Annotated in this window: 16 protein-coding genes and 1 tRNA gene; 13 read left to right on the plus strand and 4 right to left on the minus strand. The window is 62.0% G+C overall.

What is annotated here, in order from left to right; translation table 11 throughout:
* Nucleotides 1-144: 144 nt before the first annotated feature.
* Together N8H22_RS16035 and N8H22_RS16040 are read left to right on the plus strand one after the other, a co-directional pair.
* Nucleotides 145-351 carry a hypothetical protein gene (locus N8H22_RS16035; protein WP_264591515.1) on the plus strand — a complete coding sequence of 69 codons (207 nt, stop codon included), beginning with the start codon at nucleotides 145-147 and terminating at the stop codon, nucleotides 349-351.
* Nucleotides 352-463: 112 nt separating this feature from the next.
* The gene (locus tag N8H22_RS16040) at nucleotides 464-889 is read left to right on the plus strand and encodes a 3-isopropylmalate dehydratase (protein ID WP_264591516.1); all 426 of its coding nucleotides are present in this window, start codon (nucleotides 464-466) and stop codon (nucleotides 887-889) included.
* 71 nt (nucleotides 890-960) lie between these two features.
* Here N8H22_RS16040 and N8H22_RS16045 read toward each other — a convergent pair whose 3' ends face one another.
* Nucleotides 961-1,332 carry a DUF6746 family protein gene (locus N8H22_RS16045; protein ID WP_264591517.1) on the minus strand — a complete coding sequence of 124 codons (372 nt, stop codon included), beginning with the start codon at nucleotides 1,330-1,332 and terminating at the stop codon, nucleotides 961-963.
* 117 nt (nucleotides 1,333-1,449) lie between these two features.
* Nucleotides 1,450-2,154 carry a glutathione S-transferase N-terminal domain-containing protein gene (locus tag N8H22_RS16050; RefSeq protein ID WP_264591518.1) on the minus strand — a complete coding sequence of 235 codons (705 nt, stop codon included), beginning with the start codon at nucleotides 2,152-2,154 and terminating at the stop codon, nucleotides 1,450-1,452.
* Between the two features lie 414 nt (nucleotides 2,155-2,568).
* Between N8H22_RS16050 and N8H22_RS16055 the strand changes: the two genes are divergently transcribed.
* Both N8H22_RS16055 and N8H22_RS16060 read left to right on the plus strand, forming a co-directional pair.
* Complete coding sequence (locus N8H22_RS16055) at nucleotides 2,569-4,188, plus strand: methyl-accepting chemotaxis protein (protein WP_264591519.1); 1,620 nt, start codon at nucleotides 2,569-2,571, stop codon at nucleotides 4,186-4,188.
* Between the two features lie 106 nt (nucleotides 4,189-4,294).
* Nucleotides 4,295-4,843 (plus strand): glutathione peroxidase, encoded by a 549-nt coding sequence (locus N8H22_RS16060; protein WP_264591520.1) that lies wholly within the window; start codon nucleotides 4,295-4,297, stop codon nucleotides 4,841-4,843.
* A gap of 36 nt (nucleotides 4,844-4,879) precedes the next feature.
* On the opposite strand, the gene N8H22_RS16065 is transcribed toward N8H22_RS16060, so the two are convergent.
* Nucleotides 4,880-6,178, minus strand: coding sequence for an OmpP1/FadL family transporter (locus tag N8H22_RS16065; RefSeq protein WP_264591521.1), 1,299 nt, complete (start codon nucleotides 6,176-6,178; stop codon nucleotides 4,880-4,882).
* A gap of 193 nt (nucleotides 6,179-6,371) precedes the next feature.
* Entirely contained in the window at nucleotides 6,372-7,208 is an 837-nt protein-coding gene (locus N8H22_RS16070) for a sulfurtransferase (RefSeq protein ID WP_264591522.1), read from the minus strand.
* A gap of 142 nt (nucleotides 7,209-7,350) precedes the next feature.
* Between N8H22_RS16070 and rnd the strand changes: the two genes are divergently transcribed.
* The 9 genes from rnd (at nucleotide 7,351) to N8H22_RS16115 (ending at nucleotide 15,790) form a co-directional block, all read left to right on the plus strand.
* Nucleotides 7,351-8,478, plus strand: a complete 1,128-nt coding sequence (gene rnd / locus N8H22_RS16075) for a ribonuclease D (protein ID WP_264591523.1) — start codon at nucleotides 7,351-7,353, stop codon at nucleotides 8,476-8,478.
* On the plus strand, nucleotides 8,475-8,768 hold the full coding sequence (locus tag N8H22_RS16080; protein WP_264591524.1) for a YcgL domain-containing protein: 294 nt from the start codon (nucleotides 8,475-8,477) through the stop codon (nucleotides 8,766-8,768). The genes rnd and N8H22_RS16080 overlap by 4 nt, the downstream gene beginning before the upstream one ends.
* Nucleotides 8,769-8,856: 88 nt before the next feature.
* Nucleotides 8,857-9,261 carry a hypothetical protein gene (locus N8H22_RS16085; protein WP_264591525.1) on the plus strand — a complete coding sequence of 135 codons (405 nt, stop codon included), beginning with the start codon at nucleotides 8,857-8,859 and terminating at the stop codon, nucleotides 9,259-9,261.
* A gap of 119 nt (nucleotides 9,262-9,380) precedes the next feature.
* Entirely contained in the window at nucleotides 9,381-9,830 is a 450-nt protein-coding gene (locus tag N8H22_RS16090; RefSeq protein ID WP_264591526.1) for a YcgN family cysteine cluster protein, read from the plus strand.
* Between the two features lie 53 nt (nucleotides 9,831-9,883).
* Nucleotides 9,884-11,104, plus strand: coding sequence for a hypothetical protein (locus N8H22_RS16095; RefSeq protein WP_264591527.1), 1,221 nt, complete (start codon nucleotides 9,884-9,886; stop codon nucleotides 11,102-11,104).
* Nucleotides 11,105-11,307: 203 nt separating this feature from the next.
* The gene (gene alaS / locus N8H22_RS16100) at nucleotides 11,308-13,932 is read left to right on the plus strand and encodes an alanine--tRNA ligase (RefSeq protein WP_264591528.1); all 2,625 of its coding nucleotides are present in this window, start codon (nucleotides 11,308-11,310) and stop codon (nucleotides 13,930-13,932) included.
* A gap of 101 nt (nucleotides 13,933-14,033) precedes the next feature.
* The gene (locus tag N8H22_RS16105) at nucleotides 14,034-15,272 is read left to right on the plus strand and encodes an aspartate kinase (protein ID WP_264591529.1); all 1,239 of its coding nucleotides are present in this window, start codon (nucleotides 14,034-14,036) and stop codon (nucleotides 15,270-15,272) included.
* A gap of 179 nt (nucleotides 15,273-15,451) precedes the next feature.
* Nucleotides 15,452-15,637, plus strand: a complete 186-nt coding sequence (gene csrA / locus N8H22_RS16110; protein WP_003283978.1) for a carbon storage regulator CsrA — start codon at nucleotides 15,452-15,454, stop codon at nucleotides 15,635-15,637.
* Nucleotides 15,638-15,699: 62 nt separating this feature from the next.
* Nucleotides 15,700-15,790, plus strand: a tRNA-Ser gene (locus tag N8H22_RS16115).
* Nucleotides 15,791-15,902: the final 112 nt, after the last annotated feature.

The following is a 15,902-nucleotide window of genomic DNA, read 5'->3' on the forward strand; positions in this document are numbered from 1 at the left end:
GTAGAACTTTAGTCGTAGCCGTTGGTGCGAGATTCGTAGCTGGTGCCCGGCTTCAGACCGTCGGCAGCCGGCTCGTGCGAACACCGCGCCGTTTGCGACCTACACTCGCTAACAGCCATTCAATCGGAAGACCGCGAGGCAGCCATGCATTCCAGCGAAGAACAACCGGGCGAAGAGCCTGATGTGACCATGACCGATGCCGGCGAGAAGAGTCCCGGCGAGGACCCGGACTTCGAAGAAGAGCGGCCAGCGCAGGCACCGCCACGAGCGGAGGTGGACGATCTCGAGCCGGAGGTGCGGCCCGATGACATGGACATCCTCGGCATCGATGGCTCCGATGAGCCGAGCTAGGCGGCGCTTGGGAAGTCGCGCAGCTGCGGCGGAGCTGGGTTCCGTGCGTGCCAGACGCCGCCGCATGGCCTAGGCTTTCACGCTTCGATGGTTATCTTCCAAGGAATGTCCTATGCGCGTGTTGCCCGGCTTGATCTCCCTGTTGTTCCTGGCGGGCTGCTCCTCCTGGCAACCCGATCCGGAGGACATCGAACCGGTGCCGGCCGAGCGGGTACTGGCTTATCAGCAACCGTTGGAGAATGCCGGCGAGGTGGTGGTGACGCGAGATTTCGGCTGGCGCGGCGGCGGCTGCTATATCGCTGTGCTGATCGACCGCGAGTTGGCGGCGCGCATTCATGTCGGTGAGCGGGTGAGTTTTCAGGTACCGGCGGGGGCGCGGATCGTCAGCATCGGTACCGATCCGCTGGATGACACGCTGTGCGGCAAGCTCAGCCTGCGCCGCGAGAAGCTGGCGCAGGTCGTACCGGCGCAGACATTGGAGTTCCGCGTGGTCAGCGGCAACGACGTTGGGTTCGACATCCTGCCCGTCGAGCCCTGACGAGGCGCCTGGCTGCTGCACCAACGAAAAAGCCCGCCAGAGCGGCGGGCTTTTCGCATGCAAGCGAGCGCTTACTTGATCACGGTGCGTGCGGTTTTCAGGTAGTCGGCGGCGTATTCCTGGACCTCGTCCGCTTGCTGGGCTTCCGAGCTGATGTGGATCTCTTCCAGGGTGTCCGTCAGGCCGTCCATCTCTTCGTTGATCTTCTCCAGCGCGGTCTGCAGCGTGTATGTCAGCTCGTGGATTTCCTGCAGGCGCTCGGGTGTCGGTGCCTCGGCCACTGCCTTGGCCAGCCGCTGGTTGTATTCGGAGAAGTTGGCCACGGCCTCGGCGAGGGTCTTGGACGGCACGCCGTGAACCTGCGTGGCACCGTCGTTGGCGAACGTGCTGGTGGTGATGGTCGCGGCGAGTGCCAGAGCGGCGGTCTGGATGAGCGTTTTCACGACAGGTCCCTTGCTGGAAATTGAGGGGCGCGAAAGTACCACCTGCAAATCCTGATGCTGTGCAGTGGCGCACAGTCTGCGCAGTAGAGCGGTCGAAAGCGCTCGCCCGTGCGGACTTCAGGACGGCTTGGGTATCTGCAGACCGCGGATCACTGCCGGGCGGGCAAGGAACGCCTCCAGCACCCGATTGACGTTGGCGAAGTGTTTGATGCCCACCAGCTCACCGGCGTCATAAAAGCCGACCAGGTTGCGTACCCAAGGGAAGATGGCGATGTCCGCGATGCTGTAGCTGTCACCCATGATCCACTCGCGATGTTCCAGGCGTTGCTCGAGGACGGCGAGCAGGCGTTTGGATTCGGCGACGTAACGGTCGCGTGGACGCTTGTCCTCGTACTCCTTGCCGGCGAATTTGTGGAAGAAGCCGAGCGGGCCGAACATCGGGCCGATTCCGCCCATCTGGAACATCAGCCACTGGATCGTCTGGTAGCGCTCGGCGGCATCGTGCGAGAGCAGCTGGCCAGTCTTCTCGGCGAGATAAAGCAGAATCGCGCCGGATTCGAACAGCGGCATCGGCTGTCCGCCGGGGCCGTTGGGGTCGATGATCGCCGGAATCTTGTTGTTCGGGTTGAGCGAAAGGAACTCGGGGGAAAGCTGCTCGTTGCGTTCGAACTCCACGCGGTGCGCCTCGTAGGGCAGCCCGGTCTCCTCGAGCATGATCGAGACCTTCACGCCATTGGGCGTCGGCAGGGAGTAGAGCTGCAGGCGACTGGGGTCGGCGGCAGGCCATTTGCGGGTGATGGGAAAGGCAGACAGGTCTGGCATCGATGCGCTCCTGGGCTGATTTGCTGATGGGCGTGGCTTATTGGAGCCGCGTCAGCGGGCGTGGTTTCCTGCATCAATGTGCGCATCGGGGCGTGGCTCGTCCAGTTGCGCACGCCTGGAATTTGCACCATTGCGGTGCGGAGGCTCTGGCGCGGGCTTTATAGGCCGTTCAGGCTAAAGAGCCGCAGCACCCGGCCGATAGCAGAACGCTTGCTGGCATTTGGCCTTGAGGGCACGGCAAGCCATCTTCCGGGGATTTCCAACAACAAGCCCTGATCCGTCGCACCAGAACACGCAGGGTCCCGCAACGGGGTCGTGCCGGCCGCCTGTGACCTGGCCTGAAGTCTTTCGAACATACGCCTTACTTGCCAACTGTCGCCTCTTGGAGGCGGCACGCCATACGGAAACCAACGAATGATGCAGCAACTGACTATCCGGGCCCGTCTGCTGATTCTGGTCGGAGCGATGCTGACGGCCTGTCTGATCATCGGTCTGACCGGGCTGAACGCGCAGCAGCGTAGCGTCGCCGGACTCAATACCGTCTACCTCGACCGCGTGGTGCCGCTGCGCGATCTCAAGCTGATTGCCGACCTGTACGCCGTGAAGATCGTCGACGCGACCCACAAGGCGCGCAGCGGCATGCTCAGCTATGCGCAAGCGCGCGACGATGTACGCGCGGCCCGTGCGGAGATCCGCCGTATCTGGGGCGGGTACATGAATACCGAGCTGATCGAGGCCGAGCGCCAGCTGGCGGTGCACATCGAAGGGCTGATGAAGGCGGCCGACGAGCCGCTCGATGGTCTGGAACGTACTCTCGACCGGCATAGCGAGAAGCGGCTGGCGGCGTTCGTCATCAACGACCTGTACCCGCTGATCGATCCGCTCTCCACCGGCTTCAGCGACCTGATCGAACTGCAGCTGGGTGAGGCGCACAGCGAGTACGATCGCGCACTGGCGCTCTATCAGCGCAACCGGCTGTTCAATATCGGCCTGTTGCTGGCGTTGCTGATCGGCGGCGGGGTGTTTGCTACGGTGCTGCTGCGCAGCATCAGCCGACCGCTGGAGGAGTTGAAGCAGGCCGCTGCCGCTGTGGCTGCTGGCGATCTCAGTCGCACCATCGAATGTCGCGGGCGCGACGAGATCACCGAGGTGCAGCGCTCTATCCGGCAGATGCAGGCCAACCTGCATGACACCCTGCAGGACATTCAGGGCTCCGCCACTCAGCTGGCGTCCGCCGCCGAGGAACTGCACGCGGTGACCGAGCACACGGCTCAGGGAATCCATCAGCAGAACGAAGAAGTGCAGATGGCTGCCACGGCGGTCACCGAAATGTCCGCAGCGGTGGATGAGGTGGCTGGCAACGCCAACCGCACCTCCGACGCTTCCCGCGACGCCGAGACGGTCGCCGCCGCCGGACGCCAGCAGGTCACCGCCACCCGCGAGACCATCGACCAGCTCAGCGGCAAGCTGAACGAGACTGCCAGTACCGTCAGCCGCCTGGCCGAAGAGGCGGCGAGCATCGGCCAGGTCGTCGATGTGATCCGTTCGATTGCTGATCAGACCAATCTGCTGGCGCTCAATGCGGCCATCGAAGCGGCACGGGCCGGCGAGGCCGGGCGCGGCTTTGCCGTGGTCGCCGACGAGGTGCGCAACCTGGCGCAGCGCACGCAGAGCTCGACGCAGGAAATCGAACGGATGATCGGGGCGATCCAGGCCGCCAGCGAGCAGTCGGTGCGCGACATGCAGCAGAGCAGCGAATTCGCCGTACGCAGTCAGACCATCGCCAACGAGGCAGACCAGGCGCTGAGCCTGATCGCCGAGCGGGTCGGGCAGATCAACGAGATGAACCTGGTCATCGCCAGCGCGGCCGAGGAGCAGGCGCAGGTCGCACGCGAAGTCGACCGCAATCTGGTGGCGATTCGCGACATTTCCGAGCAGAGCGCCACCGGTGCGCAGCAGACCTCGGTGGCCAGCGACGAGCTGGCTCGCCTGGCGACGCAACTCAATCAGCTGGTTGGGCGCTTCCGGCTCTGATCTCGGTGGCGGGCAGATGACCCGGCGCTACGCCGGTCATCTGGGAGATTGTCCGGTGAGCACTGGCGGAGTAGCGTGACGGGCATACCGACACGGGAGACTCGCCATGAAGGTCCTCACGCTCATCGGCGCGCTTGCACTTGTGTGGCCTACAGTGCCAGTGGTGGCCGGCGAATGCCCGGCACTGTTGCAGCATGAACTGCCCAAACTGCGCTCGAAGGAAACCATCGATCTTTGCCAGCAGTTCCAGGGTAAGGCGCTGGTGGTAGTCAACACCGCCAGTCACTGCGGTTTCACGCCCCAGTTCAAGGGGCTCGAAGCGCTTTATCAGCGTTACAAGGACGATGGGCTGGAAGTGCTGGGCGTGCCGTCGGACGATTTCTTTCAGGAGTCCGACGACGAGGCCGAGACGGCTGAGGTGTGTTACGTGAACTACGGCGTGACCTTCACCATGACCCAGACCCAGCCGGTACGCGGCAGCGATGCCACGCCACTGTTCCGCGAACTCGCCGAACAGGCCGGGCGGGCGCCGCGCTGGAACTTCTACAAGTACGTGGTGGACCGCCAAGGGCGGGTGGTGGCGTTCTTTTCCAGCAAGGTGAAACCGGATGATCCGCAGTTGCTGGCGGCGGTGGAGGAGGCGTTGCAGCGCTGAAACGAAAAGCCCCGGCAGGACCGGGGCTTTTTTGCATCAGAAGCGGTAACTCAACGAAGCGCCGAAACCGTGGGCGCTGTTTTCGTAGGTGGCGTTGTAGTTTTGTACCAACGCTCCGTTCTGATAAGACTTGCTCCGGTTGACCTTGGTGTCCTCTTCCCATAGGTAGGAGTAGGCCAGATCCACCGTGACGTCTTCGGTCGGGTCCCAAGCCAGACCGAAGCTCACTGCAGTACGGTCGCCGGAAGGGATACGCGGCGAGCGGTGAGTGTTGTTGGTCGGGCTCTGGTCGAAGGCGAGGCCGGTACGCAGGGTCCACTGCTGGTTCAGCTTGTAGGCGGCGCCCAGCGCGTAGGACCAGGTGTCGTGCCAGTCTTGCTCCTCGATGATGGGGGCCAGATTGCCTTGCAGAGGAACGGGAACTCCCTCGTTCTCGATGATGATCGCCTCGAAGCGGCTCCAGCGTGTCCACATGGCACCCGCGTAAAGGGTCCAGCGGTCGTTCAAGTCATGGGTGAGGGAGACGTCGACCGATTCCGGGGTGGTGAGATCCAGCGATGCATCGTACTTGCTGCCATTCGCCGCGCCGAAGCCCGCGCCGGTGATCTTGGTGTCGCCTTCGAGGGTGTACTCGACCTTGGAGTGATAGGTCACGCCCATGCGCGTGTGCGGTGTGAACTCGTAGAGTACGCCCGCGTTGAAACCGACGGCGGTGTCATCGCCTTTGACCTTCACGCGACCGTCACCCGCCATGCTCGGCGATGCGCTCTGCAGCTCGCCGGTGATGCGGTTGAGGGTCGGGCCGAAGCCGATCGACAGCTTGTCGTTGAACCGGTAGCTGACGGTGGGCTGTACGGTCATTACCGTCACTTCGCTGTAGTCGCCGAAGTAACGACCCTGGAAGCCGCTTTCGTAGTCTGTCGCCAGCCCGAATGGCACATAGAAGCCGACACCGACCGCCCACTTGTCGTCAATCGGGTTGACGTAATAACCCATCGGCACCGCCGTGGCAGGCACCATGTCGCCGTCGTTGCTACCGGTAGTCGGGCCGTTGATCGCACCGCCCAGTGTGAAAGAGCCGGAAGCATCTTTGATATCGGTGTTGGCCTTGATCGCCGCAGCGCCGACGCTGACTTCGTCGCGCTTGAGCCGGGACATGCCGGCCGGGTTGCCGAACAGGGTGGTCGCGTCGTCAGCCGAAGAAGAGCGGCCAGCGAAAGAAGTGCCCATGCCGCTGATGCTCTGCTCGTTCAGGGCAAAGCCGGCGGCCATCGCCTGGCCGGACATTGCGCCGACGGCCAGGGCGAGAGCAGTCTTCAACCATCTTGTTTTCATTGTTGTACTCCTCAGAAAAAACGGGTCGGAACCTAGCAACTTTTTCTGACGAGTCGCAAATGAAAGAGTGCAATTTTTCGTAAATACCACGACGATTGGTCGTGAAATTACAGGATTGATGGTTGATTTTCTGTAAAACTGCTTATTCGGTTCCTGACTGACTGGTCATTTTCGAGTATGGCTTGCCGCGGACTCAGGCAATCGGCCGTTGCGGGTCGGTGATCCATTCGCTCCACGAGCCGGGATACAGGCGTCCCAGTGGATAGCCCGCCAGGCAGAGCGCGAACAGGTTGTGACAGGCGGTGACGCCGGAGCCGCAGTAGGCGATGACCTGTTCGCTGGCTCTGCCTTCCAGCAGCGGTGAAAAGCGCTGGCGCAGCTGTGAGGGGCTGAGAAAGCGGCCATCCGCGGCAAGATTGTCGGTGAACGGCAGGCAGATCGCTCCCGGAATGTGTCCCGCAACCGGGTCGATGGGTTCGACCTCGCCACGAAAGCGCGGCAGGGCACGGGCGTCCAGCAGTGGCTGGTCGAGCGCTGCGAGCAGCTGCTCTGCCTCGATGATCAGCCCTTCGTCCGGCGTTCCGGAAAAATGTCCGGGCTGTTGCGTCGCCGATTGATCACTGAGCGGCAGGCCGGCTTCTTTCCAGGCTTTGAAGCCACCGTCGAGCAAAAATACGTCCTCGCGCTTGCCCAGCCAGGCGAGCAGCCACCAGGCGCGGGCGGCGAATGCGCCGGGACCGTCGTCATACAGCACGATCTGGCTGTCGTTGTCGATGCCCCAGCTGCGCAGCCGGGCGACCAGCGCTGCGGCCTCGGGCAACGGGTGACGGCCGGTCTGGCCCTTGATCACCGGGCCGGAAAGGTCCTCTTCCAGATCGGCGAAGTGCGCCCCGGGAATGTGCGCTTGCGCGAAGCTTCGCCTTCCGTAAGCGGGGTCTTCCAGAGCGAAGCGGCAATCGAGTACGCGCAGCTGGGGCTGCTGCAGGCGTTCGGCCAGTTGTTGCGGGCTGATGAGTTGGGCGAGGGGCATAGCGCGGCTCCAGACGGAAATGAGTCGTACACACTAGCAGGCTGCGCACGCCCCATGAATGCCCGGAGAGCCGTAGTCAGGATATATACTGCGCCACTCGTTCGGCCGTGCGCCGGTCGTCAGCCGAATCAAGGAGTGCCGTGTGGCCATAGAAACTCAATGGGTCCTGGATGATGCTCATCTGGCCCGCCTGTGCGCCGAATGGCGGCAGCTGCCTTTCGTGGCTGTGGACACCGAATTCATGCGTGTGGACACCTTCTATCCGATCGCTGGCCTGGTGCAGGTCGGCGACGGGCGTCGTGCCTATCTGATCGATCCGCTGGCGGTGAGCGACTGGCAGCCATTCGCCGGTCTGCTGCAGGACGCGGCGGTGGTCAAGGTGCTGCATGCCTGCAGCGAGGATCTGGAGGTGCTGTCGCGTCTGACCGCTAGCCTGCCCACACCGCTGTTCGATACGCAGCTGGCGGCGGGTTACCTCAACCTTGGCTTTTCCATGGGCTACTCGCGGCTGGTGCAGGCGGTGCTGGGTCTTGAACTACCCAAGGACGAAACCCGCTCAGACTGGTTGCAACGCCCGCTCAGCGAGATGCAGGTGCGCTACGCCGCGGAGGATGTGCAGCACCTGGCCGAGCTCTATGCAGCCCTGCTGCCGAGGCTCTCCGAAGAGAAGCGCCACTGGGTACTGGAAGACGGTGCCGAACTGGTTGCCAATCTGCAGCGCGAGACCGATCCGGACGAGGCTTATCGCGAAGTCAAGCAGGCCTGGCGTTTGAAGCCACAACAGCTGGCCGTATTGCGCGCGCTGACCGCCTGGCGCGAACGGCAGGCGCGTGCGCGCAATCAGCCGCGTAACCGCGTACTGCGCGAGGCGAGCCTGTGGCCGCTGGCCCGCACGCAGCCGAAGGATTTGGTGGCGCTGGCGCGTATCGAGGACATGCATCCGCGCAGCGTGCGCCAGGACGGTGAAACCCTGCTGGAACTGATTCGCCAGGCAGCGTCTACGCCCGAGCACAACTGGCCTGCCGTCCTGCCTGAGCCGTTGCCGTTGGAGGCCTCGTCCGTGCTCAAGAAGCTGCGCGCCGTCGGTCAGCGTCTGGCGGCGGAGCTGGATATCGCGCCGGAGCTCATGCTGCGCAAGAAGATTCTCGAAGCGCTGCTGAAAAGCGGCTACCCCAACGGCCCCTATGTCCTTCCGGATTCGCTGCGCGGCTGGCGCCGTGAGCGCATGGGGCAGGCATTGCTCGACGCATTGGAAAAATCGCCATCATGAAATGCATCTGCTCCATCTATAAAAGTCCGCGCAAGAACGAGATGTACCTGTATGTCGACAAGCGTGACGCACTCAAACGGGTGCCCGAGGGGCTGCTTGCCGCGTTCGGGCCGCCGCAGCTCGCCTTCGAGCTGGTACTGACGCCGGAACGTCAACTGGCGCGGGAAGACATCGGCAAGGTGCTCGCCAATATAGAGAAGCAGGGCTATCACCTGCAGATGCCGCCCGCCGAGGACGAGTACATCGAGCATCTGCCGGAAGAGCTGTTGCGCATGAACGACCCGATGTGACAACGCAATGCAGTCCAGGGTGATCGGAAATCGAGTACTTCCTGCGCGTCGGCCTATGCTCTAGTGAGCTGAATGAAGGAGGCTGCTTATGAATATTCGATCGTGTTTACTCGGTTCCTTGTTCGCCGCGCTGGCGTTGACGGTCCAGGCGCAGGATGCTCCACCTGTCGATGACAATGCGGTCTGGCAGAAGCACTGGCAGCAGATGCAGGAATACCGGCAGGCCTGGCAGTCGGCGAAAACCCCGCAGGAGCGGCAGAAGTTGCAGGCCGAGCACTGGCAGAGCATGCAGCCCGGCTTCGGCATGATGGGCGGTTGCCCTATGGCGGGCAGCGGCGGCGCCGGCATGGGCATGAAAGGTGGCAAGGGCATGATGCCAGGTGGGCGCATGACGGGAGCGCCCACCAAGGAAATGCTCGATATGCGCATCCAGCACATGGAGCAGATGCTCGAGCAGATGCGCAGTCATCGCGAGATGCTCGACAAGCAGTGAAGCGACTGGCGGTCAGGCAGCCGCGCCCACGGGGCTACCTGACCGCTCGCCGTCTGGCCGTGCTTGGCCCGCATCCACGCAATGACTAGACTTGACGCTTTGATTGGAATGTCACCGTCATGGCCGCCAAAGTCGAACCCTTCTGGAAGCGTAAAACCCTTGCCGCGCTCGATTCCGATGAGTGGGAGTCGCTCTGCGATGGGTGCGGACTGTGCTGCCTGCAGAAGCTCGAGGACGAAGAGGACGGCAGCGTCTACTACACACGTATCGCCTGCAAGCTGCTCGACCTCGACAGCTGTCGGTGCAGCGACTACCCCAACCGACGCGCCAGCGTGCCGGATTGCATTCAACTCAGTCCCCTGGACGCCGCGCAGTTCAAATGGCTACCGCCAACCTGTGCCTATCGCCTGGTCGCCGAGGGCAAGGATCTGCCGCTCTGGCACCATCTCGTCTGCGGTGATCGTGAGGCAGTGCATGTCGAGCGGATCTCGCAAGCCGGGCGGATGCTGGCCGAAGGCAGCGTCGCGGAAGAGGATTGGGAAGATCACCTGATTTTTCGCGCCGGTTGAATCAGCGCCTGCTCGGCGTCGCCCTAGTTAAGCCCAGTCTGGAGTTCTGTCCGATGCCCGTTCGCCCGCTTTCCCTGTTTGCCGCTCTGTTGCTGAGTACCGCTCCGGCGCTGGCTGCACAGCGGGTCGATCTCGACTATCGAGTGCGTTTTCTGCCGGAGCAGGACCAGGCCGAGGTGCAAGTGACGCTGGAAAAGGGCGAGGTGATTCGCAGCCTCGATCTGAATCTGGGTAACGAAGGCTACTACAGCGACTTTCAGGGCGATGGCGAATGGGTGCAGGAGTCGCCGGAGCGCGGTAGCTGGCGGCCGGGCAAGGGCAAATCGCAGCTGACCTATCGAGTACGAATCAGCCACCCTCGCGACAATGGTCGTTTCGACGCGCGGATGACCCCGGATTGGGCGCTTTTTCGTGGCGACGACCTGGTGCCTGCGGCGCGACTCGATCAGCTCGATGGTGTGAAGCTGGTGTCGCGCCTGAGCTTCGAGCTGCCCGAGGGCTGGAAGAGTGTAGAAACCGGCTGGCCCCGAATCGGCAAGAATCGTTTTCGCATCGACAATCCAGAGCGTCTGCTCGATCGCCCTACCGGCTGGATGCTCGCTGGCAAGCTTGGCACTCGTCGTGCCCGTCTCGGGGAAACCGATGTCACGGTTGCGGCGCCGGTGGGCGAGGGAATGCGGCGCATGGACATTCTGACCCTGCTGACCTTCGTCTGGCCGGAGCTGCAGAATGTATTTCCGCGTGATCCCGCCAAGCTGCTGATCGTCGGCGCGGGTGATCCGATGTGGCGTGGTGGGTTGTCCGCTCCGAACTCGTTGTATATGCACGCCGATCGTCCGCTGGTCAGCGAGAACGGCACCAGTTCTCTGATCCACGAGCTGGTGCACGTGTTCAGCCGCATCAGCGACGCCGATCGCAGCGACTGGATCAGTGAGGGGCTCGCCGAGTACTACGCCATCGAGCTGATGAGGCGCGCCGGTGGCATGAGCGAAGACCGTTACCAGGCCGTGCGCGAGCATCTCAGTGCCTGGAGCCGCGATGTCACGAGCTTGCGAACCGAGCGTGCCAGCGGCGCGGTCACCGCGCGTGCGGTTCTGCTGTTGCAGGAGCTGGATCGGGAGATCCGTCAGCGCAGCAAGGGGCGGCACTCGCTGGACGACGTCAGCCGTGGGCTGATGCGCCTGGATAAGGTCAGCACCGACGATATCATCGACATTACCTCGGCATTGCTGGGTGGCGGCTCCAAGGTTCTCGGTACGCCACTGCTGCGCTGAGAGATCTCAGCCCCATAGGCACGAACGTCGCCTGTCAAATGGGTTGCTTCAATCGTATTTATCCCCTATACCCGGCGCGCGGGGCCGATATAATGCGGCCCTTTGCCGGCTATCCGTTTGGGTAGTTGCGAACCGGCTTGCGGTGGCGTCGCCTCGCGCTACCGTTTTGCAGCCGTTCGGCCGCAGTCCTCTGGAAGAAATCTATGAAAAGCGCAGAAATCCGTGAAGCCTTCCTCCGCTTCTTCGAAGAGAAGGGCCATACACGCGTGGCCTCCAGTTCGCTGATTCCGGCGAACGATCCGACCCTGCTATTCACCAATGCCGGGATGAATCAGTTCAAGGACTGCTTCCTCGGGCTGGAGAAGCGCGCCTACACCCGCGCGACCAGTAGCCAGAAGTGCGTGCGTGCCGGCGGCAAGCACAACGACCTGGAAAACGTTGGCTACACCGCGCGTCACCACACCTTCTTCGAGATGCTCGGCAATTTCAGTTTCGGCGACTATTTCAAGCGCGACGCCATCACCTATGCCTGGGAATTCCTCACTTCGCCGAAGTGGCTGAATCTGCCGGCCGAGAAACTGTGGGTCACCGTCTACGCCAGTGACGACGAGGCCTACGACATCTGGACCAAGGAAGTCGGCGTGCCGGCCGAGCGCATGGTCCGCATCGGCGATAACAAGGGCGCTCCTTACGCATCCGATAACTTCTGGGCGATGGGTGATACCGGCCCGTGCGGCCCGTGTACCGAGATCTTCTTTGACCACGGTGAGCACATCTGGGGCGGCCCGCCCGGCTCGCCGGAAGAGGACGGCGACCGCTATATCGAGATCTGGAACAACGTGTTCATGCAGTTCAACCGCACCGCGGACGGCGTGCTGCACCCGCTGCCGGCGCCGAGCGTGGACACCGGCATGGGCCTGGAGCGCATCAGTGCAGTGCTGCAGCATGTCAACTCGAACTATGAAATCGACCTGTTCCAGAGCCTGCTGAACGCGGCGGCGGAAGCCATCGGTTGCACCAATGAAGGTCAGGCTTCGCTGAAGGTGGTCGCCGACCATATCCGCTCCTGCGGTTTCCTGATCGCCGATGGAGTGACGCCGTCCAACGAAGGTCGCGGCTATGTGCTGCGTCGGATCATTCGGCGAGCGTGCCGGCATGGCAACAAGCTGGGCGCGAAGGGAAGTTTCTTCCATCGCATCGTGGCTGCGCTGGTGGCCGAAATGGGCGACGCGTTCCCCGAGCTGAAGCAGCAGCAGGCGCACATTGAGCGTGTACTGAAGACCGAGGAGGAGCAGTTTGCCAAGACGCTGGAGCAGGGCCTGAAGATTCTCGAGCAGGATCTGGCGGAACTGAACGGCAGCGTCATCCCCGGCGAGGTGGTCTTCAAGCTGTACGACACTTACGGTTTCCCCGTGGACCTGACCGGTGACATCGCCCGCGAACGCGAACTGACCCTCGACGAAGAAGGCTTCGAGCGCGAGATGCAGGCGCAGCGTGAGCGCGCTCGTTCGGCCAGCGCCTTCGGTATGGACTACAACAGCCTGGTCAAGGTCGAGGGCGAAACACGCTTCATCGGTTACCAGGCGACCTTCGGCAACGGCAAGGTGCTGGCGCTGTTCAAGGAAGGCATGGCAGTGGACAGCCTGAGTGCTGGTGAGGAGGGCGTGGTGGTTCTCGATCAGACGCCGTTCTACGCTGAATCTGGCGGCCAGATCGGTGATTGTGGCTACCTTGCCGCCGACGGACTGCGCTTTGATGTGCGTGATACCAGCAAGGCCGGTGGCGCCTTCCTGCACCACGGCATCCTCGACTGCGGCGGCCTGTGTGTTGGCGCCAATGTCGAGGCCATAGTTGATGCCTCGGTCCGTCAGGCCACCGCACTCAACCACTCGGCGACTCACTTGCTGCACGCTGCGTTGCGCCAGATTCTCGGCGAGCATGTCAGTCAGAAGGGCTCGCTCGTCGACAGCCAGCGCCTGCGTTTCGATTTCAGTCACTTCGAGGCGATCAAGCCCGAGCAGCTCAAGGCGCTGGAAGACAAGGTCAATGCCGAGATTCGCCGCAACACCGCGGTGGAAATCGAGGAAACCGACATTGACACCGCCAAGGCCAAGGGCGCCATGGCCTTGTTCGGCGAGAAGTATGGCGACTCCGTACGAGTGCTGACGATGGGCGGCGGGTTCTCCGTGGAGCTGTGTGGCGGTACTCATGTGTCGCGCACGGGCGATATCGGTCTGTTCAAGATCACCAGCGAAGGTGGTGTGGCAGCTGGCGTACGGCGGATCGAGGCGGTCACCGGGGCTCAGGCTCTGGCTTATTTGAACGATGCCGAAGAGCAGCTGAAAGAGGCGGCGAATCTGGTCAAGGGCAGTCGCGACAACCTGCTGGATAAGCTTGTCGGCGTGCTCGAGCGCAATCGCCAGCTGGAGAAGGAGTTGGAGCAGCTGAAGGCCAAGGCCGCCAGTGCGGCGGGCGATGATCTCGCCAGTTCGGCGGTGGAGATCAAGGGCGCACGTGTACTCGCGGCGCGCTTGGATGGTCTCGATGGCAAAGCGCTGTTGGCATTGGTCGATCAGCTGAAGAACAAGCTCGGCAGTGCGGTCATCCTGTTGGGCGGCGTGCAGGACGACAAAGTGGTGCTGGTGGCAGGCGTGACCCAGGATCTTACTGGCCGACTCAAGGCGGGAGACTTGATGAAGCAAGCAGCTGCGGCAGTAGGAGGCAAGGGTGGTGGTCGGCCGGATATGGCTCAGGGGGGCGGCAGTGATCCGGGCAAGCTCGACGACGCACTGGGGCTTGCTGCGTCGTTCGTCGAGCAAGGGCTCTGAGGCCGGTAGGGCGCCTGCATCATGCGCAAGCCGAGTGCTTGGCAGTGCGTGAAGGCTGAACAGTTCAATGACAGCCCATGTCGGGCTTAGGCGGCTATGAGATGGCTTTGATCGTACAGAAGTTTGGTGGCACCTCGGTCGGCTCCGTCGAGCGTATCGAGCAGGTGGCCGAGAAGGTCAGGAAGTTCCGCGAAGGCGGGGATGACATCGTCGTGGTGGTTTCGGCCATGAGTGGCGAGACCAACCGTCTCATCGATCTGGCCAAACAGATCAGCGATCAACCGGTGGCACGCGAGCTGGATGTGATGGTCTCCACCGGTGAGCAGGTGACCATCGCGCTGCTGGCTATGGCGCTGATCAAGCGGGGCGTTCCGGCGGTGTCATATACCGGAAATCAGGTGCGTATCCTGACCGACAGCGCACATACCAAAGCGCGCATCCTGCAAATCGATGCGCAACGTATCCAGCAGGATCTCAAGGCCGGTCGGGTGGTTGTGGTCGCCGGCTTCCAGGGCGTTGACGAGAAGGGCAACATCACCACCCTCGGTCGTGGCGGTTCGGACACCACTGGTGTCGCCCTGGCTGCTGCGCTCAAGGCCGATGAGTGCCAGATCTATACCGATGTGGATGGCGTCTATACCACCGATCCGCGGGTGGTTGCCAAGGCCCAGCGTCTGGACAAGATCACCTTCGAAGAAATGCTGGAAATGGCCAGCCTGGGTTCCAAGGTGCTACAGATCCGAGCGGTCGAGTTTGCCGGCAAATACAGTGTGCCCCTGCGCGTGTTGCATAGTTTTCAAGAGGGTCCGGGTACCCTCATTACCCTTGATGAAGAGGAATCCATGGAACAGCCCATCATCTCCGGCATCGCCTTCAATCGTGATGAAGCCAAGCTGACTATCCGTGGAGTGCCGGACACTCCTGGTGTGGCGTTCAAGATCCTTGGTCCGATCAGTGCCGCCAATGTCGAGGTTGACATGATCGTGCAGAACGTCGCCCACGATAACACCACCGATTTCACTTTCACTGTTCATCGCAACGACTACAACAGTGCCTTGCAAGTACTGCATACCATCGCGAGCGAGATGGGCGCGCGCGAAGTCATCGGCGACACGGACATCGCCAAGGTGTCGATCGTCGGGGTTGGCATGCGTTCTCATGCAGGTGTGGCGAGTCGGATGTTCGAGGCGCTGGCGAAGGAGAACATCAACATCCAGATGATCTCTACTTCCGAGATCAAGGTTTCGGTGGTCATCGAGGAAAAATACCTTGAGCTCGCCGTTCGTGCCCTGCACACCGCATTCGAGCTGGATGCGCCGGCTAGCAACACCGCCGAGTGAATCACAGAAGGCGTGTCTAGTACGCGCCTTCTGTCGTGTTGGCAGGTATTCGAGGAACTTTAGCGCCTTGCTTGCAGGTCAATAGCTGGTGGAAGGTGTTCGTAAACGTTTCACGGAGCATTATCCGTCTTTTATTTTGCAGACTGCTTACTGACTGAATCCGTTTTAAGGAGAAAGGAATGCTGATTCTGACTCGCCGGGTCGGAGAGACCCTGATGGTGGGTGACGATGTGACTGTCACTGTGTTGGGTGTGAAGGGGAACCAAGTTCGAATCGGTGTGAATGCACCCAAGGAGGTAGCGGTGCATCGCGAGGAGATTTACCAGCGGATCCAGAAAGAGAAGGATCAGGAACCAAGCCACTAATTTTTCTGTAATTTTTGGCTTTGCAAACGGGGCAAAGATGGGTATGATGCGCCCCGTGTTGCGGAGAGGTGGCCGAGTGGCCGAAGGCGCTCCCCTGCTAAGGGAGTACACCTCAAAAGGGTGTCGGGGGTTCGAATCCCCCCTTCTCCGCCATTTTGCATTCTAGGGTTTTGATTCTCGCGACAGCCGGCTTTCGATTGAAAGCTCCACGGCAAAGTGCTTGACCATCATTGTTTACTCCCTATAATGCGCACGCTCAGCGCAC

Origin of the sequence: Stutzerimonas sp. S1 (assembly GCF_025966695.1) — a bacterium.
Classification (GTDB): Bacteria; Pseudomonadota; Gammaproteobacteria; order Pseudomonadales; family Pseudomonadaceae; genus Stutzerimonas.